This is a genomic window from Pseudidiomarina planktonica (assembly GCF_900177775.1).
GTDB lineage: Bacteria > Pseudomonadota > Gammaproteobacteria > Enterobacterales > Alteromonadaceae > Pseudidiomarina > Pseudidiomarina planktonica.
Genome location: NZ_FXWH01000001.1, coordinates 922554 through 949379, shown reverse-complemented (window position 1 = coordinate 949379; position 26826 = coordinate 922554). Strand labels below are relative to the sequence as shown.

General features: G+C 49.1%; 23 protein-coding genes and 2 tRNA genes. 6 read left to right on the top strand and 19 right to left on the bottom strand.

The genetic code is table 11. From position 1 onward, the window contains the following. Positions 1–6: 6 nt before the first annotated feature. From rimP to rlmE, 9 genes are all read right to left on the bottom strand, one after another. Positions 7–474, bottom strand: coding sequence for a ribosome maturation factor RimP (gene rimP / locus CCE91_RS04420; RefSeq protein ID WP_086434824.1), 468 nt, complete (start codon positions 472–474; stop codon positions 7–9). A gap of 191 nt (positions 475–665) precedes the next feature. Beyond that, a tRNA-Met gene (locus CCE91_RS04415) sits at positions 666–742 on the bottom strand. Between the two features lie 94 nt (positions 743–836). Next, positions 837–923: transfer RNA gene (locus CCE91_RS04410), tRNA-Leu, on the bottom strand. Between the two features lie 20 nt (positions 924–943). Next, positions 944–1270 carry a preprotein translocase subunit SecG gene (secG, locus tag CCE91_RS04405; RefSeq protein WP_086434031.1) on the bottom strand — a complete coding sequence of 109 codons (327 nt, stop codon included), beginning with the start codon at positions 1268–1270 and terminating at the stop codon, positions 944–946. A gap of 26 nt (positions 1271–1296) precedes the next feature. Further along, positions 1297–2058, bottom strand: coding sequence for a triose-phosphate isomerase (tpiA, locus tag CCE91_RS04400; RefSeq protein ID WP_086434030.1), 762 nt, complete (start codon positions 2056–2058; stop codon positions 1297–1299). Positions 2059–2159: 101 nt separating this feature from the next. Next, on the bottom strand, positions 2160–3500 hold the full coding sequence (glmM, locus tag CCE91_RS04395; RefSeq protein WP_086434029.1) for a phosphoglucosamine mutase: 1341 nt from the start codon (positions 3498–3500) through the stop codon (positions 2160–2162). Continuing rightward, positions 3497–4312, bottom strand: coding sequence for a dihydropteroate synthase (gene folP / locus CCE91_RS04390; RefSeq protein ID WP_086434028.1), 816 nt, complete (start codon positions 4310–4312; stop codon positions 3497–3499). The genes glmM and folP overlap by 4 nt, the downstream gene beginning before the upstream one ends. Before the next feature lie 117 nt (positions 4313–4429). Beyond that, positions 4430–6361, bottom strand: a complete 1932-nt coding sequence (ftsH, locus tag CCE91_RS04385) for an ATP-dependent zinc metalloprotease FtsH (RefSeq protein ID WP_086434027.1) — start codon at positions 6359–6361, stop codon at positions 4430–4432. Positions 6362–6418: 57 nt separating this feature from the next. After that, positions 6419–7045, bottom strand: a complete 627-nt coding sequence (rlmE, locus tag CCE91_RS04380) for a 23S rRNA (uridine(2552)-2'-O)-methyltransferase RlmE (protein ID WP_086434026.1) — start codon at positions 7043–7045, stop codon at positions 6419–6421. Positions 7046–7125: 80 nt separating this feature from the next. On the opposite strand from rlmE, the gene yhbY reads away from it, so the two are divergent. Then, positions 7126–7434, top strand: coding sequence for a ribosome assembly RNA-binding protein YhbY (yhbY, locus tag CCE91_RS04375; protein WP_086434025.1), 309 nt, complete (start codon positions 7126–7128; stop codon positions 7432–7434). Here the strand turns inward: yhbY and CCE91_RS04370 are convergent. Next, positions 7431–7949 (bottom strand): hypothetical protein, encoded by a 519-nt coding sequence (locus tag CCE91_RS04370; RefSeq protein ID WP_086434024.1) that lies wholly within the window; start codon positions 7947–7949, stop codon positions 7431–7433. The genes yhbY and CCE91_RS04370 overlap by 4 nt on opposite strands. Positions 7950–8065: 116 nt before the next feature. Here CCE91_RS04370 and CCE91_RS04365 point away from each other — a divergent pair, with 116 nt between their 5' ends. After that, entirely contained in the window at positions 8066–8281 is a 216-nt protein-coding gene (locus tag CCE91_RS04365; RefSeq protein WP_086434023.1) for a hypothetical protein, read from the top strand. Positions 8282–8302: 21 nt separating this feature from the next. Here the strand turns inward: CCE91_RS04365 and greA are convergent, their stop codons facing one another. The 9 genes from greA to grpE form a co-directional block, all read right to left on the bottom strand. Beyond that, the gene (greA, locus tag CCE91_RS04360; RefSeq protein WP_086434022.1) at positions 8303–8779 is read right to left on the bottom strand and encodes a transcription elongation factor GreA; all 477 of its coding nucleotides are present in this window, start codon (positions 8777–8779) and stop codon (positions 8303–8305) included. Beyond that, positions 8776–12000 carry a carbamoyl-phosphate synthase large subunit gene (carB, locus tag CCE91_RS04355; RefSeq protein ID WP_086434021.1) on the bottom strand — a complete coding sequence of 1075 codons (3225 nt, stop codon included), beginning with the start codon at positions 11998–12000 and terminating at the stop codon, positions 8776–8778. The genes greA and carB overlap by 4 nt, the downstream gene beginning before the upstream one ends. 30 nt (positions 12001–12030) lie before the next feature. Further along, on the bottom strand, positions 12031–13194 hold the full coding sequence (gene carA / locus CCE91_RS04350; RefSeq protein WP_086434020.1) for a glutamine-hydrolyzing carbamoyl-phosphate synthase small subunit: 1164 nt from the start codon (positions 13192–13194) through the stop codon (positions 12031–12033). 265 nt (positions 13195–13459) lie between these two features. Then, positions 13460–14263: a 4-hydroxy-tetrahydrodipicolinate reductase gene (gene dapB, locus CCE91_RS04345; protein WP_086434019.1), complete on the bottom strand. Its 804-nt coding sequence runs from the start codon at positions 14261–14263 to the stop codon at positions 13460–13462. 53 nt (positions 14264–14316) lie between these two features. After that, entirely contained in the window at positions 14317–15558 is a 1242-nt protein-coding gene (locus tag CCE91_RS04340; RefSeq protein WP_086434018.1) for a dicarboxylate/amino acid:cation symporter, read from the bottom strand. Between the two features lie 102 nt (positions 15559–15660). After that, positions 15661–16485 (bottom strand): M48 family metallopeptidase, encoded by an 825-nt coding sequence (locus CCE91_RS04335; RefSeq protein WP_086434017.1) that lies wholly within the window; start codon positions 16483–16485, stop codon positions 15661–15663. A gap of 76 nt (positions 16486–16561) precedes the next feature. Then, positions 16562–17710 (bottom strand): molecular chaperone DnaJ, encoded by a 1149-nt coding sequence (gene dnaJ, locus CCE91_RS04330; protein ID WP_086434016.1) that lies wholly within the window; start codon positions 17708–17710, stop codon positions 16562–16564. 96 nt (positions 17711–17806) lie between these two features. After that, positions 17807–19741, bottom strand: a complete 1935-nt coding sequence (gene dnaK, locus CCE91_RS04325) for a molecular chaperone DnaK (protein WP_086434015.1) — start codon at positions 19739–19741, stop codon at positions 17807–17809. Positions 19742–19894: 153 nt separating this feature from the next. Next, positions 19895–20560: a nucleotide exchange factor GrpE gene (gene grpE, locus CCE91_RS04320; RefSeq protein WP_086434014.1), complete on the bottom strand. Its 666-nt coding sequence runs from the start codon at positions 20558–20560 to the stop codon at positions 19895–19897. Between the two features lie 243 nt (positions 20561–20803). On the opposite strand from grpE, the gene nadK reads away from it, so the two are divergent. The 4 genes from nadK (at position 20804) to CCE91_RS04300 (ending at position 26784) form a co-directional block, all read left to right on the top strand. Next, positions 20804–21688, top strand: coding sequence for an NAD(+) kinase (nadK, locus tag CCE91_RS04315; protein WP_086434013.1), 885 nt, complete (start codon positions 20804–20806; stop codon positions 21686–21688). 81 nt (positions 21689–21769) lie between these two features. Next, entirely contained in the window at positions 21770–23434 is a 1665-nt protein-coding gene (gene recN, locus CCE91_RS04310; protein WP_086434012.1) for a DNA repair protein RecN, read from the top strand. 205 nt (positions 23435–23639) lie between these two features. After that, complete coding sequence (locus CCE91_RS04305) at positions 23640–23987, top strand: outer membrane protein assembly factor BamE (protein ID WP_086434011.1); 348 nt, start codon at positions 23640–23642, stop codon at positions 23985–23987. A gap of 73 nt (positions 23988–24060) precedes the next feature. Next, positions 24061–26784 (top strand): insulinase family protein, encoded by a 2724-nt coding sequence (locus tag CCE91_RS04300; RefSeq protein ID WP_086434010.1) that lies wholly within the window; start codon positions 24061–24063, stop codon positions 26782–26784. Positions 26785–26826: the final 42 nt, after the last annotated feature.

Here is a 26826-nt window from a genome sequence, read left to right as displayed (position 1 = left end):
CTTAACCTAAAACTGTGGAATTAAATGTGCTTTCTTGATGCTAGCTTCAGTTACGCTCAGGGTTTCTTCTTTCTCACCTGAACCAACAATGAACTGCACACTAGTTCCGTCAACACCGGCGATTTGCGCTTTGAATTTGCGCTTGCCTTGTTGTGGAACCGAAAGCTCTACCGCAACCTGCTCGCCAATGTAATCGGCGTACTGCTGCGCTTTAAAAAAGGGTCGTTCCATACCCGGTGACGACACTTCCAGGAAGTACTCACTGGTAATAGGGTCTTCAACGTCTAACACGGCGCTGGCCTGGCGACTTACGTCAGCACAGTCATCAACACTCACGCCATCGGCATGGTCAATATAAACTCGTAATGTTGAGTGCTTACCGGCGCGAACGTATTCAACGCCCCACAACTCAAATTCCAGCGCTGCTACGGCTGGTTCAATCAAATCAGCAATGCGATCTTCAATGCGTGCCAAGTTGCCTTCTCCCAAAAACAAAAAAAGGGCATAGCGCCCAGTGTGTTGACTGCCCGGCCGTCGAAACGGTGCAGCAGAGGTCACATAGTAAAAAGCCCCGAACTGCTGCGGGGCTTTTTGAACACTGGACCCTTTGTTTTACTTCTCGTAGCGGGATATAAATCAAATAAATCACCAGTACTTACGAGAATTGGTTGCGGGGGCAGGATTTGAACCTACGACCTTCGGGTTATGAGCCCGACGAGCTACCAGACTGCTCCACCCCGCGTCCGAAACGTGCTGCATATTATAAGGAAATTGCGCTTTAACGCAACCGCTAACTAGCGGTTTCCCATATAAAAAAGCCTATGCAGACTTTAATTTGGTGTCGAAGGCGGGACTTGAACCCGCACGCCCGTTAGAGCACTACCCCCTCAAGGTAGCGTGTCTACCAATTCCACCACTTCGACTAAATTTACACTAACTTAAGTTAGTTAGATTCAGGAACGTCGCTGTTGTTAGTCTCTTGGGCTGGCACAGTTTCGATTGGCGTTTCTAAATCACTGAAAGGCTGTGCTTCACTACCGGCATCAGAACTCAGGTTACCAAGCGTTAAGCTCAGACCAAAGAAAACGATAGCCAAAGTGGCGGTGGTGCGCGTCAGGAAGTTACCAGAACCGCCTGAACCGAACACGGTATTTGATGCGCCGGCACCAAAAGATGCGCCCATATCGGCACCTTTACCATGTTGAATTAGCACTAAACCAACTAACGCCAGGGCTACAACAAGGTAACTGATCAATAAAAATTCATACATAATTTACTATCCCCAACACGTGGTTTCTAGGCTGGTTTGGCGGCACTACAAATGGCAATAAAATCGTCTGCCACTAAGCTTGCACCACCAATTAACCCGCCATCAATATCTTGCTCGGCAAATAACGAAGCCGCATTATCCGATTTTACACTGCCGCCGTAAAGCAATGGAATCAAATCAGCGTCAGTTTTTATTAATTTCTTTAAGTTTTCGCGTATAAAAGCGTGCACATCCTGTGCTTGTTCAGGTGAGGCTGTTAGGCCAGTACCTATTGCCCATACGGGTTCATAGGCTACCACTAACTTAGTTGCCGCATTATCAGGCAAGTCAGCTAAAGCCGCGGCTAACTGTTCGCCAATAACGGCTTTGGTTTGTTCCTGCTCGCGTTGCTGGGCAGTCTCGCCTACACAAACCACCGCGGTGCATCCTGCAGCAATGATCGCCTTAGTTTTGGCGGCTACATCAGCGTCTGTTTCACCGTAGTGTTGACGACGCTCAGAATGCCCTACCAGCACGTAGCTAACCCCAAACTCCTGCAATAATGACAGGGATAACTCACCGGTGTGAGCACCACCTGCGTGTGCACTAGCGGTTTGGGCGCCGCAGGCTATGCCAGCAGTGCTGGCTTGCTCGGCCAGCGCCGGTAGCAAGGTCGCCGGCGGACAAATAACCACTTGCACCTGCTCGGTCAACGCCGACTGGTTACCCAGCGCGGAGCTCATAGCATTCACCAGCTCACGACTACCGTTCATTTTCCAGTTTGCAATAACCAATGGTTGCACGTGCATAAATACCCTTTCTTTAAAGCGGCGGGAATAGTACATAACCCACCCGGAAGTTACAAGATACCCCGTGAATTTTTGCGCGGGAGCCTACATCGATTTCGGTGTTATGACGATGCGGCTTCCACTTCACTGGCGATTTGCTGTGCGTAAGCTTTTACTATGCCAGCCTCTTTACCTTCAACCATAACTCGCAACAAAGGTTCAGTACCTGACTTACGCAACAGCACCCGGCCATTATCGCCAAGCGCGCTTTCCACTTCTTCAACCACAGCCTTCACATTGTCCGCCTGCAGCGGATCTGTGTCACCAGAGAAGCGCACGTTAATCAGTGATTGCGGAAACTTCACAAAGCCGGCTAGCATTTCGTCCAGCGATTTTTGCTCACGCTGCATACCTGCTAATACCTGCAAACCGGCAATGATACCGTCACCGGTGCTGTGATACTGGCGGTTAATGATATGACCAGAGTTTTCACCACCTAAACGCCAGTCGCGTTTCACCAGCTCTTCCATCACATAACGGTCGCCTACTTTGGCCCGCACAAAAGGAATGCTGCTATCACTGAAAAACTTTTCCAGGGCAAAATTGCTCATTAAGGTGCCTACCACGCCACCTTGCAACTGCCCGTCCTGTTGCGCCTTACGCGCCAACAGATAAATAATATCATCGCCATCAACGATACGTCCGGAGCTGGTTACCAGCATAATCCGGTCGCCGTCACCGTCTAAGGCAAAACCGAGGTCAGCTTTGGTTTCCCGCACTTTCTTTTGCAACGCATCAAGGTGTGTAGCGCCACAATCCTTATTGATATTGACCCCATTTGGCTCGGTTCCGATTTCCCAAATGGTAGCACCCAGTTCCGTCAGTACATTGGGTGCAATGTGATAAGTAGCGCCATGGGCGCAGTCGACCACAATCTTCATGCCCGTTAAGGTTAAATCACCAGGGAATACACTTTTGCAGAATTCTACATAGCGACCTGGCGCATCGTGAATGCGGCTGGCACGCCCTAGCAGCTCAGACTCTACGCACTCAATAGGCTCATCCAGCAAACGTTCAATTTCAAGCTCTACTGAATCAGGTAATTTATTCCCCTGGTCGGAGAAGAACTTAATACCGTTATCAGGATAAGGGTTGTGCGAGGCGCTAATAACGATGCCCGCAGCCGCATGGAAGTTGCGGGTTAAATAGGCAATAGCCGGCGTTGGCATGGGGCCTAAAAACTCCACGCTCACACCAGCAGCAAGTAAACCAGCCTCTAACGCCGATTCCAACATATAACCAGAAACCCGGGTATCTTTACCCATAAGAACACGGCGGTTGCCTGAAGCAGCAAATACGGTGCCGGCAGCCCAGCCTAGTTTCACCGCAAAATCGGGCGTTATTGGAAAATCACCAACCCGGCCACGAACACCGTCGGTGCCAAAATATTTCCGTTCGCTCAAAGGTTCTCTCCTGTTTGTGTCGCCATTACCACGGCCATGGCATCGACTGTTTCCCTGACATCATGAACGCGAATTATACGGGCTCCTTTAAGGGCTGCAATGGTTGCGGCAGCAATACTTGCCGGCAATCGTTCGGCCACATCACGACCCGTGACGGCGCCCAGCATAGATTTACGCGAAATGCCTATTAGCAACGGCAACTCCAACTCATGGAAGGCCTGCAATCGCTGCAACATCTGGTAATTATGCCGTACACTCTTACCAAAACCAAAACCCGGATCAAGGTACAGCCGTGAGCTGTCGATACCCGCTTCGTTGCAAGCCTGAACGCGTTTCTTTAAAAAAGCTTTTACATCACACACAACGTCATCATAACGAGGTTCATGTTGCATGGTACGAGGTTCGCCCTGCATGTGCATTAAACACACGTCAGCCTTACCTGCTGCCGCCGCTGCTAACGCCCCTTCGGCGCGTAAAGCATTCACATCGTTAATCATGTGCGCACCGGCATTTACCGCTTCGCGCATTACTGCGGCTTTACTGGTATCTACTGATATCTTCACCGCCAATTCGGCAGCCACGCGTTCAATCACCGGAATAACCCGATCCAACTCTTCCTGCTCGCTTACCGCATCGGCGCCGGGTCGGGTCGACTCGCCGCCAATATCAATGTAACTAGCACCTGCAGCTACCATTTCTCCTGCCTGTTGCATGGCCTTATCCAACTGCATAAAACGACCACCATCGGAAAATGAATCCGGGGTAACGTTCATAATTCCCATCACTTCAATATTCGGTGTTGGATAAGACATCGTTGTTCTCGCTATTCAATCGTTCAACAGCTGCGCAAACGGGCAGTTTAGTGCCATTCACCGGCAACTACGTATAGCTGTCAAAAAAAAGCCCCGCAAGCGGGGCTGGTTCATTGATTAATTTGCCGGGGCGTCGCCGGGCTTGTCAGCTTTAACCGGGCCTGATGAGGTGGTTTTACCCGACCCTCCGTCATCCGATTTACCGTCTTTATCTTTACGCCAATCGCGCGGCTCACGAACCTCACGACGATTCATTAAGTCATCAATCTGATCCGCATCAATGGTCTCATACTTCATCAGACAGTCTTTCATGGCATGCAGAATATCAACGTTCTCTTCCAGAATGGTCTTCGCCCGATCGTAGTTACGATCGATAAAGGAGCGAATTTCCTGGTCAATAGCGCGCACCGTTTCATCAGCCATACTCTTATGCTGACCTACTGAACGACCTAAGAATACTTCGTTGTCATCTTCAGCATAAAGCAGTGGCCCCATCTTTTCAGAAAGACCCCACTGAGTAACCATTTTACGGGCAATTTCTGTGGCACGTTCAATATCGTTCGACGCGCCAGTGGTTACTTTCTCATCACCGTAAATGATTTGCTCGGCTAAACGACCACCGAACAAGCTGGAAATCATGCTTTCCAAATGTTGCTTGCTGTGACTAACACGGTCCTGTTCAGGCAAGTACATAGTTACCCCCAGCGCTCGTCCACGCGGGATAATAGATACTTTATAAACCGGATCATGCTCAGGCACTAAGCGGCCAACAATAGCGTGACCAGCTTCGTGATAGGCCGTCATGGCTTTCTCGTCGTCGGTCATCACCATGGAGCGACGTTCCGCACCCATCATGATTTTGTCTTTCGCTTTGTCGAATTCTTCCATCGCCACCACACGTTTATTGCCACGTGCAGCGAACAATGCCGCTTCGTTCACCAGGTTGGCCAAATCGGCACCTGAGAAGCCTGGGGTACCACGGGCAATGACCGATGCATCAACATCGTCACCCAGTGGTACTTTACGCATGTGTACTTTCAGAATTTGTTCACGACCACGTACGTCCGGTAAACCAACCATTACCTGGCGGTCAAAACGACCCGGACGAAGTAAGGCTGGATCCAGCACGTCAGGACGGTTCGTTGCGGCAATAACGATAATACCTTCGTTGCCCTCAAAACCATCCATTTCAACCAGCATCTGGTTCAGAGTTTGTTCGCGTTCATCATGACCGCCACCTAAACCGGCGCCACGCTGACGGCCAACCGCATCAATTTCATCAATGAAGATAATGCACGGCGCTGACTTCTTCGCTTGTTCGAACATGTCACGTACCCGTGAGGCACCAACACCAACAAACATTTCCACGAAGTCTGAACCTGAAATGGAGAAGAAAGGTACGCGTGCTTCGCCAGCAATAGCTTTTGCCAGCAAGGTTTTACCGGTACCCGGAGGACCAACCATGAGCACGCCTCTCGGAATTTTACCGCCAAGGCGTTGAAAGCGAGATGGGTCTTTCAAGTAATCAACCAGTTCGCTCACTTCTTCTTTGGCTTCATCACAACCGGCTACATCAGCAAAGGTAGTTTTAACCTGATCTTCACCCATTAAGCGAGCTTTGCTTTTGCCGAAAGACATAGCACCACGGCCACCACCGCCCTGCATTTGACGCATGAAGAATATCCACACACCAATCAGCAACAGCATTGGGAACCACGAAATGAAGATTGACGCCAGAATACTTTGCTCTTCCGGAGCTTCACCGGTGAACTCAACGTCGTTCTTAATTAAGTCGTCGGTCAGCTTAGGATCGTACTGCAGCGGAATTACTGTTTTAAAATTCTCGCCGGTACGCGTAACACCGTTAATGCTGCGCAGGTCTTCACTAATATGAACCTTGCGAACATTACCGTTGTTAACCTGGGTAATGAATTCATTGTAGGCCATTTTCGGGCCGCTACTGGTACCAGGGCTAAAGCTCTGGAACACGCTCATCAACACGACGGCGATGACCAGCCACAGTATGAGATTTTTTGCCATATCGCTCAAAGCTGACTACCTCTTTTTAAAACGCTCTTTGCATGATTTACATGACTGTACAGAGTACTACAGTTTGTAACCGGTCGCTACCAGATAGACTTCCCGCGAGCGTGCCCGGGAAGAATCTGGTTTGCGTGTCCTTACGCTGGTGAATGCCGCGCGGCATTCACGCAAGAATTCTTCAAAACCTTGCCCATGAAATACTTTGACGACAAAAGTGCCGCCAGGTTTCAATACTTGTCGGCACATATCCAATGCCAGCTCCACTAAATACATGGAACGCGGCAAATCAACGTTGCCGTTACCACTCATGTTCGGTGCCATATCTGACAACACTACATCTACGGTAGCGCCGCCGATTCGGCTCAATAGTGCCGCTAAAACAGCTTCATCACGAAAGTCACCTTCCAGAAAATCAACGCCGGCAATAGGATCCATTGGCAAAATGTCACAGGCAATAACTCGCCCGTTACCTTGCAGTTGCTCAACCACGTATTGTGACCAACCGCCTGGAGCCGCGCCTAAATCTACCACCGTCATACCCGGTTTAATTAACTTATCGCGTTGCTGCAGCTCTTCTAATTTAAACACTGCGCGTGAACGTAGACCTTTTTTTTGTGCTTTTTGCACATAATGGTCAGAAAAATGTTCTTGTAACCAACGCGTGCTGCTGGCTGATCGTTTTTTACCCATGTTTGTTATGCTCTGCTGGCTTCTGCTACCTAGATGGCGGTAGAATATACGGAATTCAAGTCATTGCAGGATATTATTACATGGCAACAGCCAACAACTTAAGCAATAAACAAAAACAGTTCCTAAAAAGTCAGGCACATTCACTCAAGCCAGTGGTGTTGTTAGGCAATAATGGTCTTACTGAAGGTGTATTAGCAGAAATCGAAACTGCGTTGGCTCATCATGAGCTGATTAAAGTAAAAGTACCCGAAGAAGACCGTGAAGTGCGCGCGCAAATATATGCCACTATTGTCGCTGAAACTGGCGCTCAGCAAGTACAGGTCATTGGCAAAGTTCAGATTCTGTATCGCCCCAGCGAACTGAAAAAAATCACTCTGCCACGCGGTTAATCGCGATCCGGCTCTTGCTTCAGTGCCTTTGTCACTTGCGTTAGCGCAGTTGGTAAAGGCACAAAGCCCCGTCTGGCCGTAAAATAAGTTTCTACCAAAATAGCCCGGTTTGATTCTGTTGCTGGTAACTGATGTTCCTGCAATACGGGATCTATGCGCTCGATTGCGCGAATTACCCGCTGAGTACGTTGAGTTGAGGTATAGGTTTCCGCTACTTCCTGAATACGCGGCAATTCATCCGGCCCCGGATAGCGTAAATCCACATTGGGTGCAAAAAACCAATCCAGTGAAATACCGCGCGCTAATAACCCTTTCGCTAACGCACCATAATTCACCTGACGCCGTTTCCAGTTCGCGTAAGTGGTGTTGGATAAGCCCAGCCAGCGCAACGCTGAAACATTATGAGTCTGCCCGGAAACCGCTTTCAGCCGCTCCATACACGCATCAAGATCGGGCAAGCTAAGCTTGCTTTTGTCATTTGACTGTGTTTTATTGTGATTATTGTCGTTTGACATATACCCATCGTCATTTGAATTAAAAGTGAGTTCCATTGTGAACTCATCAGACACTATACATAATGGACACAGATCAAATCAAAAAGGAATTGTCAGCGCGGGGTTTTGACTTCAGTATGCTGGCTCAGGCGCTTGGTAAAAGCCCGTCGCTGATTTCTAAAGTGGCGGCTCGCAAAGCACGCTCACGGGTGGTCGCTGAGGCTTTAGCAAAAGCCTTGCATAAGCCGATAGAGCAGGTGTTTCCTGATATCGCCGAATACCACGGCGCGCCGTTAACCAAGGCTGAAAAACAAAAAAAGCAGCGCGAACTTGCCGCACTGCTTTCAAAGTAGTCTGTTCGTTAGCTGAACAGCTTATTTATACTCTACCTTCACTACTTCGTATTCAACTTCACCGTTTGGTGTTGCAACCACGGCGACATCGTCAACTACTTTGCCAATTAAAGCGCGTGAGATGGGCGAGTTCACCGAGATTAAGTTGGACTTAATATTGGCCTCGTCGTCGCCCACTATGCGGTAGGTCACTTCGTTATCATTGCTGGTGTTAAACAGTGTAACGGTAGAGCCAAAAATGATTTTGCCATTATTTGGTATCTTGGTTACGTCAATGATTTGCGCGTTGCTCAGCTTAGCTTCAATTTCCTGAATTCGACCTTCACAGAAACCTTGCTGTTCACGCGCCGCGTGATATTCCGCGTTCTCTTTTAGATCGCCATGCTCGCGAGCATCAGAAATTGCCTGAATAATACGTGGACGATCTTCAGTTTTAAGACGCTTTAATTCGGTGCGTAACATTTCCGCACCATGCTCCGTCATAGGTATTTGGTTCATGCTTCTCTAACCCTTTTGTGCAGCTCTTGCAGGGAATTAACCCGCGAACGATCATCAGCTGTATAAGCTTTCACTGTCGCAAAAGCTGCGTTTAATGTTGTCGTGTAAATCACTTTATTCAACAGCGCTTCGCGACGAATATAAACGGAATCTTCAATCGCCTGACGCCCTTCTACGGTATTGATAATGTAGCTGTATTCACCGTTTTTAATAGCATCCACTATATTTGGACGGCCTTCCTGCAGCTTATTCACTACCGAACACTTAATGCCTTCTTCACGTAATAGCTCAGCGGTACCGCGGGTAGCTTCCAGCGTAAAGCCAAGCGCAATAAGACCACGGGTTAAGTCAAAGATTCGGCGTTTATCGGCATCTCGCACCGAAATTAACGCTTTACCTGCTTTAGCTAAGGCTTCACCAGCGGCCAAATTGGCTTTCGCGTAAGCTTCTTCAAAGTTCTCACCAACACCCATTACCTCACCGGTAGAGCGCATTTCCGGTCCACGAATTGGGTCCACACCCTGGAACTTCGCAAACGGAATCACAACTTCTTTCACCGAGTAATAAGGTGGAATCACTTCTTTGGTATAGCCTTGCTGCTGCAGCGACTGCCCGACCATTACCCGCGCCGCAATTTTCGCCAGCGGTAAACCTGTTGCTTTCGACACAAATGGAACTGTGCGGGCCGCTCGTGGATTTACTTCAATCAGGTAAACCTCGTCGTCTTTCACTGCAAACTGAGCGTTCATCAGGCCGTTCACGTTCAATTCAAAGGCCAGCTTGCGCATTTGGTCACGCAATTCGTCCTGAATTTTTTCACTCAGTGAATACGGCGGTAGCGAACAAGCCGAATCACCAGAGTGAACCCCGGCCTGCTCAATGTGCTGCATAATGCCGCCAATAAGCACGTCTTCGCCATCACAAATGGCGTCTACGTCAACTTCAATGGCGTTATCCAGGAAACGGTCTAACAACACCGGTGCATCGTTGGAAACCTTCACAGCCTCGGTTAGGTAGCGGCGCAGGTCGGCCTCGTCATACACAATTTCCATAGCCCGGCCACCCAGAACATAAGACGGACGTACAACTAATGGATAGCCAATGCGGGCACCTTCAGCCAGTGCTTCATCAACTTGCGTTACAGTGCTGTTTTCCGGTTGCTTCAGGCCCAGGCGACGTACGGCACTTTGGAAGCGCTCGCGGTCTTCGGCACGGTCAATCGCGTCTGGCGAGGTACCAATCACAGGCACACCGTTTGCTTCCAGTTCACGCGCCAGTTTCAATGGCGTTTGGCCACCATACTGAACAATCACACCCTTCGGCTTTTCAATGCGCACAATCTCCAGCACATCTTCCAGCGTAATAGGCTCGAAGTACAGGCGATCGGAGGTGTCGTAATCGGTGGATACTGTCTCTGGGTTACAGTTCACCATAATGGTTTCGTAACCGTCTTCACGCAGCGCCAGCGCCGCGTGCACACAACAGTAATCAAACTCAATACCTTGACCGATGCGGTTTGGTCCGCCACCAATCACCATGATTTTATCACGGTCGGTAGGTGCAGCTTCACACTCTTCGTCATAGGTTGAGTACATGTAAGCGGTGCCGGAAGCAAACTCAGCAGCACAAGTATCTACCCGTTTATAAACCGGGTGAATTTTCTGCTTATAACGCTTCTTCCGAATTTCCTGTTCGCTCACATCTAATACGTCGGCAATACGCTTATCGGAAAAGCCTTTGCGCTTAAGCGTGGTCATGACGTGTGGCGTTAAGCCGGCCATGCCAAGATTCTGAATTTCCGCTTCCAGCAGTACCAGCTCTTCAATCTGAATCAGGTACCATTCGTCAATGTGCGTCAGTTCAAATACTTCGCGAACAGTCATACCTAAGCGGAAGGCGTCGGCAATGTACCAGATGCGCTCACAACCAGGTTCTTTCAGTTCACGAATGACTTTGCCGCGTGAATCCGGGTCGTTTGGATCCACCACGGGATCCAACCCCGTCGCACCAAGTTCCAGTCCGCGTAATGCTTTTTGCAGTGACTCTTGCTGGTTGCGGCCAATGGCCATCACTTCACCCACAGATTTCATCTGTGTGGTCAGGCGGTCATTACAGCCGGCAAATTTTTCGAAGTTAAAGCGTGGTATTTTAGTAACCACGTAATCCAATGTTGGTTCAAAGGATGCTGGTGTTACGCCACCGGTAATTTCGTTTTCAAGTTCATCCAGGGTGTAACCAACGGCCAGCTTGGCTGCCACTTTCGCAATCGGGAAACCGGTTGCTTTTGACGCCAGCGCCGACGAGCGTGACACCCGTGGATTCATTTCAATAATAACCATGCGACCGGTGTCAGGACACACACCAAACTGCACGTTGGAGCCACCGGTTTCCACCCCAATTTCCCGCAATACAGCCATAGCGGCATTTCGCATCAGCTGGAATTCACGGTCGGTTAAGGTTTGTGCCGGAGCTACAGTAATAGAGTCGCCGGTGTGAATACCCATAGGATCCACGTTCTCAATGGTACACACGATAATACAGTTATCGTTTTTGTCGCGTACCACTTCCATTTCGTATTCTTTCCAGCCGATCAGCGATTCATCAATCAACAACTCTTTGGTTGGCGACAAATCTAAGCCGCGGCGGCAAATCTCTTCAAACTCTTCGCGGTTATAGGCAATACCACCGCCGCTGCCGCCCATGGTAAAGCTTGGACGAATAATGCAGGGGAAACCTAACCGGGTTTGAATATCAAAAGCTTCATCTAAGCTATGCGCCATTTCAGCGTTTGGTGTTTCTAAGCCGATAGCTTTCATGGCTTTATCAAAGCGGTCACGGTCTTCCGCTTTGTCGATAGCGTCAGCGTTGGCGCCAATCATTTCAACCTTGTGCTTTTCCAGCACGCCATGACGGTCCAGATCTAGCGCACAGTTCAGTGCCGTCTGGCCACCCATGGTCGGTAGCACCGCATCAGGTTTTTCAATTTCGATTATTTTTTCCACCACTTCCCAGTGAATAGGCTCAATGTAGGTCACATCGGCCATTTCCGGGTCAGTCATGATGGTAGCTGGGTTTGAGTTCACCAGAATTACCCGGTAGCCCTCTTCACGCAAGGCTTTACAAGCCTGAGCGCCCGAATAATCGAACTCACATGCCTGCCCGATAACAATAGGGCCGGCACCAAGAATCAAAATACTTTTTATGTCTGTACGTTTCGGCATAAACTTAATTTGTCCTGTCGTTCAAAGGCTTCAGGCTTTAACGTGATCCGTCATCAGCTCGATAAAATGGTCAAATAAGGCTTCCGCGTCATTCGGTCCCGGACTAGCTTCTGGGTGTCCCTGGAAGCTGTACGCTGGCGCATCAGTGCGATGAATACCTTGCAAGGTGCCATCAAATAACGACTTATGCGTTACTTTCAGGTTATCCGGCAGCGTGCCTTCATCTACCGCAAAGCCATGGTTCTGGCTGGTAATCATTACCGTGCCGCGTTCGATATCAAGCACCGGATGGTTCGCACCGTGGTGACCAAACTTCATTTTGACCGTACGCGCACCGCTGGCCAGAGCCAGCAATTGGTGCCCCAGACAAATTCCAAATACTGGCACCTTCGCCGCAATAATTTCCTGAATCGCTTTAATAGCGTAGTCGCATGGCTCAGGGTCACCCGGGCCGTTCGACAAGAACACGCCGTCCGGGTCCATGGCTAATACGTCGGCTGCCGGTGTTTGCGCCGGCACTAAGGTCACTTTACAACCACGCGCTACCAGGTTACGCAGGATATTGCGCTTGCAACCGTAATCGTAGGCAACAACATGAAATTTCTCTTCGTTGTCTTTACAGAAGCCCTGCCCTAATCGCCAGGCACCGCCTTCCCATTGATGTGGTGTTTTAATGCTCACTTCTTTGGCTAAATCCATGCCCTGCAGGCCCGGATAGTCTTGCGCCAGTTTCAGTGCTTTCTCAACATTGAGTTCGCCGTCAATGTTGCCGGCCATAATGCAGCCACTCTGCGCACCTTTCTCACGCAGAATACGCGTCAGTTTGCGCGTGTCTATATCGGCAATACCCACGACATTGCGCTGACGTAAGTAGTCACTTAATGACTGGTCTTTACGAAAGTTACTGGCTTTGAGCGATAAATCACGAATTATCAGGCCTTTGGCCCACACGCGATTTGATTCTTCATCTTCGCTGTTAGTGCCGTAATTGCCAATGTGGGGATAAGTGAGGGTAACCATTTGTTCTGCGTAGGAGGGGTCGGTAAGAATTTCCTGATAACCGGTCATTGCGGTATTAAAAACAACTTCACCAACCGCGGCTCCACCAGCACCAATTGCGGTGCCGTGAAAGACAGTGCCATCGGCAAGTACCAAAATGGCACGACTTGCTGCATGGCTAGCTAATATACTCAAGGGTAACCTCCGTACATAAAAAAACGGGTGAATCAAGTAAGTTGACTTCCCCGTTTAATATTCTGCATTAGTGCCCAAGGCCACTTTAATGCCCGTTTTCAGCCTGCCTTCCCTGCATTGGCAACCACCAGCATAATTATTTTTTATGCTTTTCAGTTACCAAAAAAGCGACCTCGAGGGCGCTTTGTCTGCAGCTAGCAAATTGTTCCTATAATACAAAAATGCCCCTCATTCGTCCAGTTCAATTTCGTCATTGAACTGTCACCTAAGCTAATTTCGACAGTAGTTGTTGAAGGTTCAGCATATCGCGCATCTGGTAGTAGCCCGTTTCCTGCTCAACTAGCCACTGCGCAGCCTGCAATGCACCTTTGGCGAAAATATTCCGGTTACTTACCCGATGCGTTAATTCTAATCGTTCACCAGGGTGCGCCAGCAGCACTGTGTGCTCACCAATAATGTCAGCGGCACGGATACTGGCAAAGCCGATTTCGCCGTCACCACGCAACCCGTCGCCACGAATACCAGCAGAAACATCGGCCAGTTGTTGCTGCCGCCCCTGCGCTACCGCTTCACCCAGTAACAATGCGGTGCCCGATGGCGCGTCACGCTTATGTCGGTGATGCGCTTCGGTAATTTCAATGTCAGCTTGTGCCAGCACACCACTAGCCAGTTGCACCAGTTCAGCTAACAGATTTACCCCAACACTGGTATTAGCTGCGTAGAGTACGCGCTGCTGTTCACCGGCTTGCTGCAACTCTTGCTGCTGCTCGGTGCTTAAACCTGTGGTGCAAACCACTATAGCAGCACCTGCGTCGCGCGCAGCCTGCAGGTTGTCCGACAAAGCTGTCGGCAGGCTAAAGTCAATAAACACCTGTGGCCGTGCCTTAACCGCATCAGCCAGTGTGCTGTAAACCAATCCCGAACCACCAGCGACAGGCTCACCAACGGCACTCGAACTATCACGAACCACAGCCGCAGTGCATTCAACTTGTGAATTTGAGGCAATAGCAGTAATTACTTCCTGCCCCATACGCCCGCTGGCTCCAAGCACTGCAACTGTTACCGTCATTTCAACTGTTCCCTTGTTCCGGTCAGGTTCATGTTCAACCCGCTACTTGTTCGTTAAGCTGTTTGTGGTTTACCTAGTGCAGCCAGCACTTCTTCATCCACCTGCTGCTCTGAACGACCAACCACTAGCGCCACCATCATGTCACCGGTCACATTGGTCGCGGTGCGCATCATATCTATAATCCTATCTATTGCAGCAATAAAGGCAATGCCTTCCAGCGGCAAGCCTACTGCATTTAGCGTTACAGTTAACATAACCATAGCTGTACCCGGCACGCCGGCGGTACCTACTGACGCCAGGGTAGCCGTGGCTGTAATGATCATGTAATCCAGAACACTCAAGTCAATGCCGTACAATTGAGCAATGAAGATCGCGGCGATAGCCGGGTAAATACCACCACAGCCGTCCATGTTAATAGTGGCACCTAGCGGCAATACAAAGCTGGCGTAATCTTTGGAAACGCCTAACTTCTCAGTAACCACTTTATGAGCCGCTGGTAACGAGCCAAAACTGCTACAGGTGGTGTACGCAATCAGCTGAGCTTCGAATACGGTTTTGAAGAATAACCAGGGTGAAATACCACCGGCAAACTTCACAAAACTGCCGTACACAAAAATAATGTGCAGCAAGCACGCCAAATAAATAGCACCAACAAAAGACGCTAAGGGCAGTAAGCTTTCCAAGCCATAATAGCCGACTACCCAGGCCATTAAACCGAACACGCCAAGTGGCGTTAGTTCCAGCACCATTTTAGTAATTTTATACATTACTTCAGCGCCAGACTTTAAGGTTTTCTGCAATGGCGCCGCGGTACTGCCAACTTTGTTTATGGCAACACCAACCAGAGCTGCAAAAACCACGATTTGCAGAATGTTACCTTCGCTGAGCGCGCGAAATGGGTTGGTCGGTACCATGTTTAACAGAACCTGCGCCACACCAGGTACATTCTTTTGTTCGTAGTCGCCCTGACTGATGGTTGCCGTTGGGCTAATATCGAGCAAGCTACCCACCGACAAGCCAATCACGCTGGCTATAACCGCGGTCAGCAGGAACAAACCTATGGTTTTCACACCTAACCGACCCATGCGCTGGGTGTCCTGCATATCGGTAATGGCGGTAACTATGGCGCAGAAAATAAGCGGCGCCACCAGCATCATAATGGCATTAATGAATAGCGTTCCGAGCGGTTTTAGCTGCACCGCGAAATCACTGGCAAACACGCCAATCAGGGCGCCTGCAATGAAAGCTCCGAGCACACGTTGCCAAAACGGAATGGCAAACCAGCGAGAAAACATAACTTGCTCCAAATAAACGAAAGGCCTTCACTTTACGCTAAGTTCAGGCCTTTCGTTTAGTCAATTTAGCAATAGCTTATAGCGAATTCATTCTGCTACGACTTAATCTGTTGCAGGACGCTTGCAACTACCGCCTTTACCGGCTGCTACCTGACGTTCATAAATAGGCATAACCTGCGGTAAATAATCATTTATATCGTCAATACGACTGTCTGGTGATGGATGCGTCGACAGCAATTCAGGCGGCGATGATCCGCCTGATGCCACTTTCATATTGCGCCACAAGTCAGCGGCAGCTGCCGGGTTGTAACCAGCCTGCGCCATGTAATCCATACCTAACTGGTCGGATTCAGACTCGTGTGAACGTGAGAATGGCAACATAACACCAACCTGAGCACCCACTCCTAAACCAGCCATAATCATGGCCGCAGTGTTGTTATCGGTTTTCTGCGAGGCCACAATACTACCCACTTGCAAACCTAAGCCAATGAGCATGTTATTCGACATCCGCGCATTACCGTGCTCAGCAATTACATGGCCAATTTCGTGTCCCATAACTGCAGCCAACTGGTCCGGAGTTTCTGCTATTTCATGCAAACCGCGATACACACCAATGTTGCCACCAGGTAAGGCAAACGCATTAATTTGATCGCTGTCGAACACATTCACTTCCCAGCTTTTTTCGCGGTATTCAGCGGGTAATCCGGCAATCAGCTCATCCGCAAGGCATTGCACATAATCAATCAACTCTTGATCGGTGCTCAGTTTTTCCTGCTCTTTCAATTGCGCGTAACTTTCGTTCCCCATCTGTTCCAACTGACTACTGGAAAACAATTGCAACTGATTGCGACCGGTCGGTGATTTCGTGCAGGCAATTAACGTCGCTGCTGCCAATATAAGACATCCAAAATGGCGCCAATTTTTCATCAGAAACTCCCATAAAAAAACGGGCACAGGCGATATTGCCGTTGCCCGTTCGTACTCACAAGCATAGTTTATTCAACTAGTTGCGCAAGTCATCAAAAAACTGTTTCACACCATCGAAGAAACCTTTTTCTTTCGGGCGGTATTTCGCAGCTTCGTCACCTTTACCCATGGATTTATCCAAGTCACGCAATAAATCGCGCTGCGACTCAGATAAATTCACCGGTGTTTCCAGCACTACCTTACAAATTAAATCGCCGGTTGCACCCGTGCGCACTGACTTCACGCCTTTGCCACGTAACCGGAATAATTTACCGGTTTGGGTTTCAGTTGGCACCTTAAGCTTCACTTTACCTTCCAGCGTTGGCACTTCGATTTCACCGCCAAGTGCTGCATGAGTAAAGCTTAATGGTACTTCACAATAAAGGTTGTTGCCGTCGCGTTTGAAGATTGGATGCTCGCGAACATGCACCTGTACGTATAAGTCACCTGCTGGTGCGCCGTGTTCTCCAGCCTCACCCTCATTCGATAAACGAATACGATCACCGGTATCAACACCGGCCGGAATTTTCACTGACAGAGTCTTAGTTTTCTCAACCCGACCTTCGCCATGACAGCTACGACAAGGATCTTTGATAATTTTGCCACGACCGCGACAATGTGGACAGGTTTGCTGAACCGCAAAGAAACCCTGCCGCATTTGAATCTGTCCGGCACCATGACAATGACCACAAGTTTCAGCCTTGGTTCCCGCCCGGGCACCGCTGCCATCACAATCATCACAGGTACTTAGCTTCGGAATTCTCAGCTCAACTTCTTTGCCACGCACGGCATCTTCCAGTGACATTTCCAGGTTGTAGCGCAAATCAGCACCACGCTGAGCACGGCTCTGCTGACGACGGCCACCGCCACCACCAAAAATATCACCGAACACATCACCAAAGATATCACCAAAATCAGCGCCACCAGCGCCAGCACCACCGCCGAATCCACCACGGGACTGGTCAAAGGCGTCGTGACCGTATTGGTCATAGGCCTGGCGTTTCTGAGGATCCATTAACACCTCGTACGCCTGTTTGACCTCTTTAAATTTAAGTTCAAGCTCTTTATCACCCTTAGTTCGGTCCGGGTGATATTTCATGGCCAACCGTTTATAGGCTTTTTTGATGTCGCGTTCGCCGGCGTCTCTGGCAACGCCGAGCACTTCATAAAAATCGCGTTTTGACATAGTTTCCAATGTTCCGGTTGCTCTAACAAAAGCGCACGAGAGTCACCTTAGTCACGCTCGTGCACTTCGACTTAGCTTATCCGCCAGGATTCGCTGTTACTTTTTGTCTTCGTCTTTTACTTCTTCAAATTCAGCGTCGACAACGTCGTCTGCAGCATCACTTGCGGACTTGTCCGGGCCTGCTTCGGCACCGGCAGCACCACCTTCAGCCTGGGCTTTTTGCTGCGCTACTTCCATTAACTTGGCGGATGCTTCCATCAGTGCCTCAGACTTGCTTTCAATGGCTTCTTTGTCACCGTCTTTAATAGCGGTTTCAAGTTCACCAATAGCACTTTCAATGGCATCTTTGTCAGCTTGTTCAAGCTCGTCACCTACTTCTTCCAACTGCTTACGGGTGGCGTGAACCAAACCGTCAGCCTGATTGCGAACCTGAACCATTTCTTCAAACTTCTTATCTTCTTCGGCATGCGCTTCGGCATCACGAACCATTTTTTCTACTTCGTCGTCGTTCAAGCCAGAAGAAGCTTTAATGGTGATTTTCTGCTCTTTGCCGGTGTCTTTGTCTTTCGCAGACACGTGCAGGATACCGTCCGCATCAATATCGAAAGTAACTTCGATTTGCGGTACGCCGCGAGCACCCGGGCGAATACCTTCCAGATTAAACTGACCCAGTGACTTGTTGTCAGCAACACGCTTACGCTCACCTTGCACCACGTGAATGGTTACCGCTGACTGATTGTCTTCGGCAGTTGAGAACGTTTGCGACTGCTTGGTCGGAATCGTCGTATTTTTGTCAATCAGCTTGGTCATCACGCCGCCCATGGTTTCAATACCAAGTGACAACGGACATACGTCCAGCAGCAACACGTCTTTTACATCGCCCTGTAACACACCAGCTTGCACTGCAGCACCTACTGCAACAGCTTCGTCCGGATTCACGTCACGACGTGGCTCTTTACCGAAGAAGTCAGTTACCGCAGCTTGCACTTTCGGCATCCGGGTTTGACCACCAACCATGATGATGTCATTGATTTCACCAACCGATAAGTCGGCGTCTTGCAAGGCAAGTTTCAACGGCTCTAAGGTTTTCTGAATCAAATCTTCAACCAGTGATTCCAGTTTCGCCCGCGTTACTTTAATAGCTAAGTGCTTAGGACCACTGCTGTCAGCAGTAACATACGGCAAGTTCACTTCCGTTTGTTGGGCTGAAGAAAGCTCAATTTTAGCTTTTTCTGCAGCTTCTTTCAGACGCTGCATTGCCAGTGGGTCTTTGCGTAAATCAATACCCTGATCTTTCTTAAACTGCTCAACTAAGTAGTTAATCAAGCGGTTATCAAAGTCTTCACCACCTAAGTGGGTGTCACCGTTGGTAGCCAACACTTCAAAGGTGTGCTCGCCTTCAACTTCGTCAATTTCGATAATGGAGATATCGAAAGTACCACCACCTAAGTCATACACGGCGATAATGTTGTCGCCTTGCTTTTTATCCATACCATAAGCCAGCGCCGCAGCAGTTGGCTCATTAATAATACGTTTTACTTCTAAACCAGCAATGCGACCTGCGTCTTTGGTTGCCTGACGCTGAGCATCGTTAAAGTAAGCTGGAACAGTAATAACCGCTTCAGTTACTTTCTCACCCAAAAAGTCTTCTGCAGTTTTCTTCATCTTTTTCAGAATTTCAGCAGAAATTTGCGGTGGTGCTTTTTTGTCATCATCGATCTGAACCCAGGCATCGCCGTTATCAGCTTCAATGATTTTGTAAGGCATGATGCCAATATCACGCTGCACTTCTTCGTCTTTAAAGCGACGACCAATCAAACGCTTGATTGCAAACAAGGTTTTGTTTGCGTTGGTAACTGCCTGGCGTTTTGCCGGCTGCCCTACTAAGGTTTCACCGTCGTCGGTGAAAGCCACTACTGATGGCGTAGTACGGTCGCCTTCAGCGTTTTCAATAACCCGCGCTTTGCCGCCATCCAGCACTGCTACGCAGGAGTTGGTTGTACCTAAGTCAATGCCAATAATCTTACTCATAATTTTGTCTCCAACTACCTTGAGAAATCATTTTCCGTTGTACTTAATTTGGGGGCGAACCTGCCTATTTCAACACCCAAACTAAGGTTATTTTTTCTGCTGACGCTGTTATGGGGTCTGCAGAGGTAAATACAAGTGTTGCCATGCGCTGATTTAGGCTTTGGTATCTACTCCACTGTCAGAGTTGCGCGCTACCATCACCATGGCAGGTCGTAGCAGGCGTCCACTTAAGGTGTAGCCTTTTTGCATTACCGCCATCACGGTATTATTCGCGTGCTCACTGGATTCCTGCATCGCCATGGCCTGGTGCAAATCAGGATTGAAGTTATCGCCTTCAGCGCCAACAGCTTCCACCCCAAATTTCTCCAGCGTACTGACCAAACTCTTATAAGTAAGCTCGATACCTTCAATAAAGTTCTTCGCTGATTCATCGGTCTGGCCAGCCAACTGCAGCGCACGCTCTAAATTATCAACTGTGGTTAATAACTCATTAGCGAACTTCTCCAGCGCAAACTTATGTGCTTTATCTACTTCCTGAGCGGAGCGGCGACGAATATTTTCCATTTCGGCAACGGCGCGCAATGCTTTCTCGCGATGCTCATGGGCTTGCTGCTCAGCGTTGTTTAACGCCAGTTCCAGTTCAGCTACCCGTTCAGCGCTAGCGTCACCTTCAGCAGCCGTTGCTTTGGCTGCATCTGCCGAGGTCGTCTCGCTGGCCGAATCGGCATGCTCGTTCGCGGTCGCAGTTGTCGACGCCTGAGTTTCGTTTTCCTCAGCCGCGTTGGTTTCAGCATTTTTGTTTGGTTGATCGGAACTCATAATTCTCCCACTCTTGTTCACGTTCCGCTGCACCAGATGGGCACAACGGCTGTTAACTAATCACTGCGAAGTAGTATGGGGGTGGATTTTTCCGATTCAAGGCACACCAATGCTTAAAACCACGAATTGTGTGACTGGATCAGCCATAGCTGAGACTGCTATGCTGCATTTATTCAGTTTTGCCTTAACTTAGCCCGAACTATAGAGCGTTAATACCAGCACTCTCACCAGAAGCGGAAACAGATGACCACAACACCTTTTAAAACCATTGCGTTAATTGGCAAGGCCAATCATGACGGCACCCGCGATACCTTGGCAACGCTGCAGCATCATCTCAATCAACAAGGCTTTGAGGTGATTATCGAACAACGTACTGCACGCCAGTTTGAACTTGCCGATAAAACCAAAACCTGTGCGCTAGAAGAAATTGGCAAGCATGCAGACTTAGCGGTGGTGGTAGGTGGTGATGGCAATATGTTGGGGGCTGCACGCGTACTATGTGAATCAGACATCGGTGTTATTGGTGTAAACCGGGGTAATCTGGGCTTTTTAACCGAGCTGGATCCTAAGCATGCGCTGGCGCAGCTCGACCAGGTTCTGGCCGGTAATTACCTTACCGAAAATCGGTTCTTACTGACTTCCGAAGTATACAGCAAAGGTGAGTTAACAGGTTCTGGCCGGGCTATTAATGAAGTCGTGCTGCACTCGGATAAAGTCGCGCATATGGTGGAATTCGAAGTGTTCGTAGATGACCATTTTGTTTACAGCCAGCGTTCTGATGGCCTTATTGTAGCCACGCCGACAGGGTCAACAGCCTATTCTTTATCCGGTGGCGGCCCCATTCTAACCCCAGAGTTGGACGCCATTAGTATGGTGCCTATGTTTCCGCATACCTTGAGTAGCCGCCCTATTGTGGTATCGGGCGAAAGCCGCATTCGCCTGCGTGCCGCTATTGAAAATGACCAGCTACAAATCAGCTGTGATGGCCATGCCCGCATGACGGTTAATCCCGGTGACGAAGTTATTATTAAAAAGCATAAACACAAGCTGCGTTTAATCCAACCTATCAACTATAGCTATTTCAACGTGTTACGAAATAAGTTGAACTGGGGTAGCCGACTTTTCTAAAGTATTTTCAGGCGGTACTTGAAATACTGTATAAACACTGTATACACTACTGTATACATGAACAGTACTAAGAGGCTTCCTATGCTGACGCAACTTCACATTCGTAACTTCGCCGTCGTTAAAACGCTGGATATCGAATTCGAGCAAGGCATGACGGCTATTACCGGTGAAACCGGTGCCGGTAAATCTATTGCCCTGGATGCACTGGGCCTTTGTTTAGGTGACCGCGCCGATGCCGACAGCGTTCGCGCCGGTGCTGAAAAATCTGAAGTAAGCGCCTGCTTTCATGTGCAAGCTGACAGCCCTGCACAGCAATGGTTAATCGAACAGGAAGTTGCGGCGGAAGACGAATGTGTGCTGCGGCGCGTGGTAACCCGCGAAGGTCGCTCGAAAGCCTGGATTAATGGTCACCCGGTTACTGCCGCACAGTTGAAAAGTATCGGCCCCTGGTTGGTTAATATTCATGGCCAACACGAGCACCAGCTGTTAACTCGCGAAGAACATCAGCTCAAGTTACTCGACAATTACGCTCGCCATAACCAGCTAACCCAGGCTGTAGCTGCTAAATATGAACACTGGTATCAACAGCGCAAAGCGTTGCGTCAGGCTGAGCAGCAACAGGAAGAACTAGCAGCGCGCCGGGAACTTCTGCAGTATCAGGTGCAGGAGCTGGACGAATTCGCATTGGCTGAAGATGAATTTGAAACTCTGGAAGAACAGCATAAACGCCTGGCCAATAGCCAAAGCTTGCGCGAAGAATCGAGTTTCGCCCTGAATGCTTTATTTGAAGGAGAGCACAATAACGCCTTTAGCTTAATTCAAAATGCGCTGGAGCGGCTACGAGAGCAGGTTGAGCTTGATCCTCAGTTACAATCCACCGTTGATTTACTTACCGAATCCAGTGTCCAGGTGGAAGAAGTAGCGCGCGAGCTCCGCAATTATCAGGACAACATTGATAACGATCCGGAGCGTTTAGTCATCGTTGAACAGCGCATGACCCAGGCCTTGCAGTTAGCGCGCAAACACCAGGTAGAGCCGGCTAAATTAACGCAGAAACACCAAACCCTAAATGCCGAACTTAGCGCACTTGCCGATGCTCAGGAACAAAATGACGTGTTAGCTGAACAGGTTCAACAAGCCGCTGCGGCCTATCGTGAACAAGCACTGCAGTTATCAAAAAGTCGCACCAAAGCAGCGCAAGAACTAAGCGATAAAATAGCAGCGTCTATGCAGCAACTGAATATGCCCCACGGTCGCTTTGTGATTAGCGTTGAACACCGTGTCGATGCCCCTGCTACCCGTCACGGTACTGATGCCATTCAGTTCTTAGTTACTGCGAACCCGGGCCAGCCGCTGCAGCCGCTGGCTAAAATTGCGTCCGGCGGTGAACTGTCACGTATTAGTCTGGCGGTACAGGTTATTACTGCGGCCCAGCAAACCACGCCAACCTTAATGTTTGATGAGGTAGACGTGGGTGTAAGCGGTCCCACCGCAGCAACAGTTGGCAAACTATTGCGCCAACTAGGCAGTACGGCACAAGTTATTTGCGTAACTCACCTGCCACAAGTAGCAGCCAAAGCACATCAGCAGATGATGGTAGCTAAACAAACCGATGGCAGTGAAACCACCACCACTATGACACCATTAACCAACTCCGATCGCGTTATTGAGTTGGCACGTCTGTTGGGTGGCGATAAGGTAACGGACACTACCAAAGCTAACGCCGAAGAACTCTTAGCTGGCTAAGAGCCGGAACTTACGCTATCGAATTATGTCCACTAAATCGCGTTTGGATGTTTTACGGTAGCCTTTCCGGAGTGCTTTGTTTATCATTCAGCAACCATATATCGCTGCCTGTTACGCAACCATGAACGAAATCATGCTCTGCAGAGTCCAGTTTGTTGGATTACGGCACTAAATTTTTTCTAATTACCAACCACAGCAGGAATTTATGAAAGCAGTCATCTTGGGCGCCGCATTACTTGTGTTAAGTGGATGCTCGGTTTTTGATAATCTGGTTTATCGTATTAATGTGCCGCAGGGCAATTACCTGGAACAACGTGATGTCGATAAATTACGTATTGGAATGAGCAAAGAACAAGTTCAATACGTATTAGGTACACCAGTTGCCAAAAATGTCTTTGTTGAAGATACTTGGCATTACCTTTACCACATGAACCCAGGTAAAGGCGACATCGTAAGACGTGAGTTGATTATTGAGTTTGCCGACGGCCAGTTAGCAACCTTAAGCGGTGATTATGATACACCTGAGAACTTCGATGTGCCTTTAGATCAATAAGGTTTTGATACTAGTGTGCCGGGCTTGTATAAGCGCACCTTAGCTGGTCATTCATGATTAATTGAGGAAGTTTATGCAACTACCGGCACTTATAAAAAGTCCGACCGATGAGCGCGACTACCGCTTAATCCAGCTTAACAACAAACTGGAAGTGCTATGTATTCATGAGGCTGATGCCGATCAGGCAGCGGCTGCAATGTCCATTCATGCCGGCCATTTTGATGATCCTCAAGAAAGCCAGGGCCTAGCCCACTTCCTGGAACACATGCTTTTTTTAGGTACCGAGGGGTATCCCGACCCCGAAGCCTACCAAAACTTTATCAGTACCTACGGCGGCCATCACAACGCCTGGACTGGCACCGAATACACCAGCTTTTACTTCTCTATTCAACACGACCAGCTTGATGCAGCTTTGGATCGTTTTGCCCGATTTTTCTACCAGCCTTTGCTAGCCCAGGAGTGGGTTGAAAAAGAACGTCAGGCGGTTGAATCAGAGTACCGGTTAAAGCTCAACGATGAGCTAAGACGTTTGTATCAGGTGCACAAAGCAACCGCTAATCCGGCTCATCCATTTAGTAAGTTCTCGGTTGGTAACTTAACCACCTTGCGTGATCAAAAAAACTTGCCGTTGGTACAACAACTGCGGGCGTTCTTTGCTGAGCACTATCGCTCCCAGCGTATGCGGCTGGTGTTAGCCGGACCACAAAGTCTGGATCAATTAGCACAGCTGGCGGCAGCCCATTTTGAACCTATTCAACGCGAAGACTCGCCCAAGCAGAAGTTGTCGGAGCCGCTGTATCTACCCGAACAATTGGGTGTTGAAATGCACGTGCAGCCGGTAAAAGATGCGCGCCGCTTAATACTGTCGTTCCCACTGCCCGCCATCGATAATGACTATGCCTATAAAACTACCAGTTTTATTGCGCACATTATTGGTTACGAAGGGCCGGCCAGTTTGTATTCGGCACTTCGTCAACGCGACTGGGTTAATAGCCTATCTGCCGGTGGTGGTATCAGCGGCTCTAACTTTAAAGATTTCAATATCAATTTGCAGCTCACTGAAGAAGGTTTACAGCACATTGATGAAATTGTGCGGTGGGTATTTGCTTACATTCGACTCATTGCTGCAACCGGTATTGACGACTGGCGTTATCAAGAACGTAAACAGTTAGTGGAACTGAATTTCCGCTATCACGAACCAGTGCGCACGGTTGAATTGGCTAGCCAGCTAGCGGTAAATGCTCAGCATTATAAAGCGGAAGATGTGATTTACGGCGACTACCGCATGGACGGCCTGAACAAACACAAAGCTCGTGAATTTTTAGAGTTGCTGCAACCGGAACGCTTGCGCATGACGATTATCCATCGGGCGTTACCCACTGACAAGGTCACTGAGCTTTACCACACGCCATACAGTATTAAGCCTTTCAGCCGTTCCCGGCTGCAACTGTTTAAGCAAGAGCCGGCAGATTTTAGTGCCAGTTTACCAAGCAAAAATGAGTTTATTAGCGGCCAGTTAGACGCGCATCCACTCGAGGATAGCTCCTCTACAAGCACGAACCCGAAGTTGTTTACTATAAATAAAGCGCTTCGCATCTGGCACTTGCAAGACCCCGACTTTCGCCAGCCCAAAGGGCATATCTATGCTGGCTTTTTGTTGCCCGAAGTTGCTCAGAGTGCGAAGAATTTTGCCAACGCCAGACTCTGGTGCGAGTTAATTCTGGATGAACTTAATGAGCGCTGTTACGACGCCGAAATTGCCGGTTTGCATTTTAATTTATATCCACAGCAACGCGGCGTAACTTTGCATATTGCTGGGTTTTCGCCGGCGCAGGTGAAGTTACTGGAGCAAGTGGTGGAATGCATGCGTAGCCTGCTACCCGACCCTAAACGCTGGCAGGCACTACGCCAAAAGCTGATTAGCAATTGGCGCAGTGCGCACACTCATAAACCAATGAATAAGTTATTTGCAGAGTTAAACTTCTATCTGCAACCCGGTAGCTTCCGAATGGATGAGTTGGCGGTGGAACTAAAGCAAACAGATTTTAATAGCTTTGAAGATATTACGGGTCAGTTCTTCGAACAGTTAAATGTTGATCTGTTATGCCATGGCGATGTGCCGGCAACCGCAGTAGATAACATTGCGCAAGTGCTAACCGATACCTTCCGGCTAGCCGAGCAAGCCCCGTTGAACGCTGCAATACCGCCGCGCATGCTCACCCGCGGGGTTTGTGAACAACGCGCGGCAACCAGTTCCCATAGTGACAGTGCTTTGCTTTGGTTCGTACAAGGCGGCAACGCCGACATTCATGAGCAAGCTGGTTTTATGTTGTTAAACCAGTTTATTAGTCCGGAAATATTCAATCAGCTACGCACCGAACAGCAACTGGGCTATCTGGTAGGTAGTAATTACTTACCTATGCAACAAGTGCCGGGCATTTTAATGTACGTGCAGTCTCCCACAGCCTCGGTGAGTAAACTACGCAGCTGTCTGGCCAGCTTCGCCGAGTCGTTTTTAACGGAACTGCCCGACTTTTTAGCCGAAGGCTGGACTGCAGCTCAGCAAAGTTTAGTTCGTCAATTGCGTGATCAGGATCCGAACCTACGCATCCGTAGTCAGCGGCTATGGAGCTCCATTACTCAGTTTGATCATGATTTTTCACGGCTCGAGCAATTAGCACAAGCGGTTATTGATTGGCAGCCGAAACAAATGCTCGATTTTGCGCGCCAGAATTTGCGCGATAATAGCGCAGAAATCTGGTTGCACACCGAAGCTAAGCCAACTGAACGAAATTAACCGCAGCCAAGGCCACACGGCCTTTGACAGCTTGGCTTTAAT

Excerpts from the sequence above, each read along its gene's own strand:
- tpiA (WP_086434030.1), bottom strand. The coding sequence starts at position 2,058 with ATGCACGTGCAACCATTGGTTATTGCAAACTGGAAAATGAACGGTAGT.
- carB (WP_086434021.1), bottom strand. The coding sequence starts at position 12,000 with ATGCCGAAACGTACAGACATAAAAAGTATTTTGATTCTTGGTGCCGGC.
- CCE91_RS04365 (WP_086434023.1), top strand. The coding sequence starts at position 8,066 with ATGCTGGCTCAGGCGCTTGGTAAAAGCCCGTCGCTGATTTCTAAAGTG.
- rlmE (WP_086434026.1), bottom strand. The coding sequence starts at position 7,045 with ATGGGTAAAAAACGATCAGCCAGCAGCACGCGTTGGTTACAAGAACAT.
- greA (WP_086434022.1), bottom strand. The coding sequence starts at position 8,779 with ATGAACCAAATACCTATGACGGAGCATGGTGCGGAAATGTTACGCACC.
- nadK (WP_086434013.1), top strand. The coding sequence starts at position 20,804 with ATGACCACAACACCTTTTAAAACCATTGCGTTAATTGGCAAGGCCAAT.
- CCE91_RS04370 (WP_086434024.1), bottom strand. The coding sequence starts at position 7,949 with ATGTCAAACGACAATAATCACAATAAAACACAGTCAAATGACAAAAGC.
- recN (WP_086434012.1), top strand. The coding sequence starts at position 21,770 with ATGCTGACGCAACTTCACATTCGTAACTTCGCCGTCGTTAAAACGCTG.
- CCE91_RS04300 (WP_086434010.1), top strand. The coding sequence starts at position 24,061 with ATGCAACTACCGGCACTTATAAAAAGTCCGACCGATGAGCGCGACTAC.
- CCE91_RS04335 (WP_086434017.1), bottom strand. The coding sequence starts at position 16,485 with ATGAAAAATTGGCGCCATTTTGGATGTCTTATATTGGCAGCAGCGACG.
- yhbY (WP_086434025.1), top strand. The coding sequence starts at position 7,126 with ATGGCAACAGCCAACAACTTAAGCAATAAACAAAAACAGTTCCTAAAA.
- CCE91_RS04305 (WP_086434011.1), top strand. The coding sequence starts at position 23,640 with ATGAAAGCAGTCATCTTGGGCGCCGCATTACTTGTGTTAAGTGGATGC.
- folP (WP_086434028.1), bottom strand. The coding sequence starts at position 4,312 with ATGTCTTATCCAACACCGAATATTGAAGTGATGGGAATTATGAACGTT.
- dnaK (WP_086434015.1), bottom strand. The coding sequence starts at position 19,741 with ATGAGTAAGATTATTGGCATTGACTTAGGTACAACCAACTCCTGCGTA.
- dnaJ (WP_086434016.1), bottom strand. The coding sequence starts at position 17,710 with ATGTCAAAACGCGATTTTTATGAAGTGCTCGGCGTTGCCAGAGACGCC.
- secG (WP_086434031.1), bottom strand. The coding sequence starts at position 1,270 with ATGTATGAATTTTTATTGATCAGTTACCTTGTTGTAGCCCTGGCGTTA.
- CCE91_RS04340 (WP_086434018.1), bottom strand. The coding sequence starts at position 15,558 with ATGTTTTCTCGCTGGTTTGCCATTCCGTTTTGGCAACGTGTGCTCGGA.
- dapB (WP_086434019.1), bottom strand. The coding sequence starts at position 14,263 with ATGACGGTAACAGTTGCAGTGCTTGGAGCCAGCGGGCGTATGGGGCAG.
- grpE (WP_086434014.1), bottom strand. The coding sequence starts at position 20,560 with ATGAGTTCCGATCAACCAAACAAAAATGCTGAAACCAACGCGGCTGAG.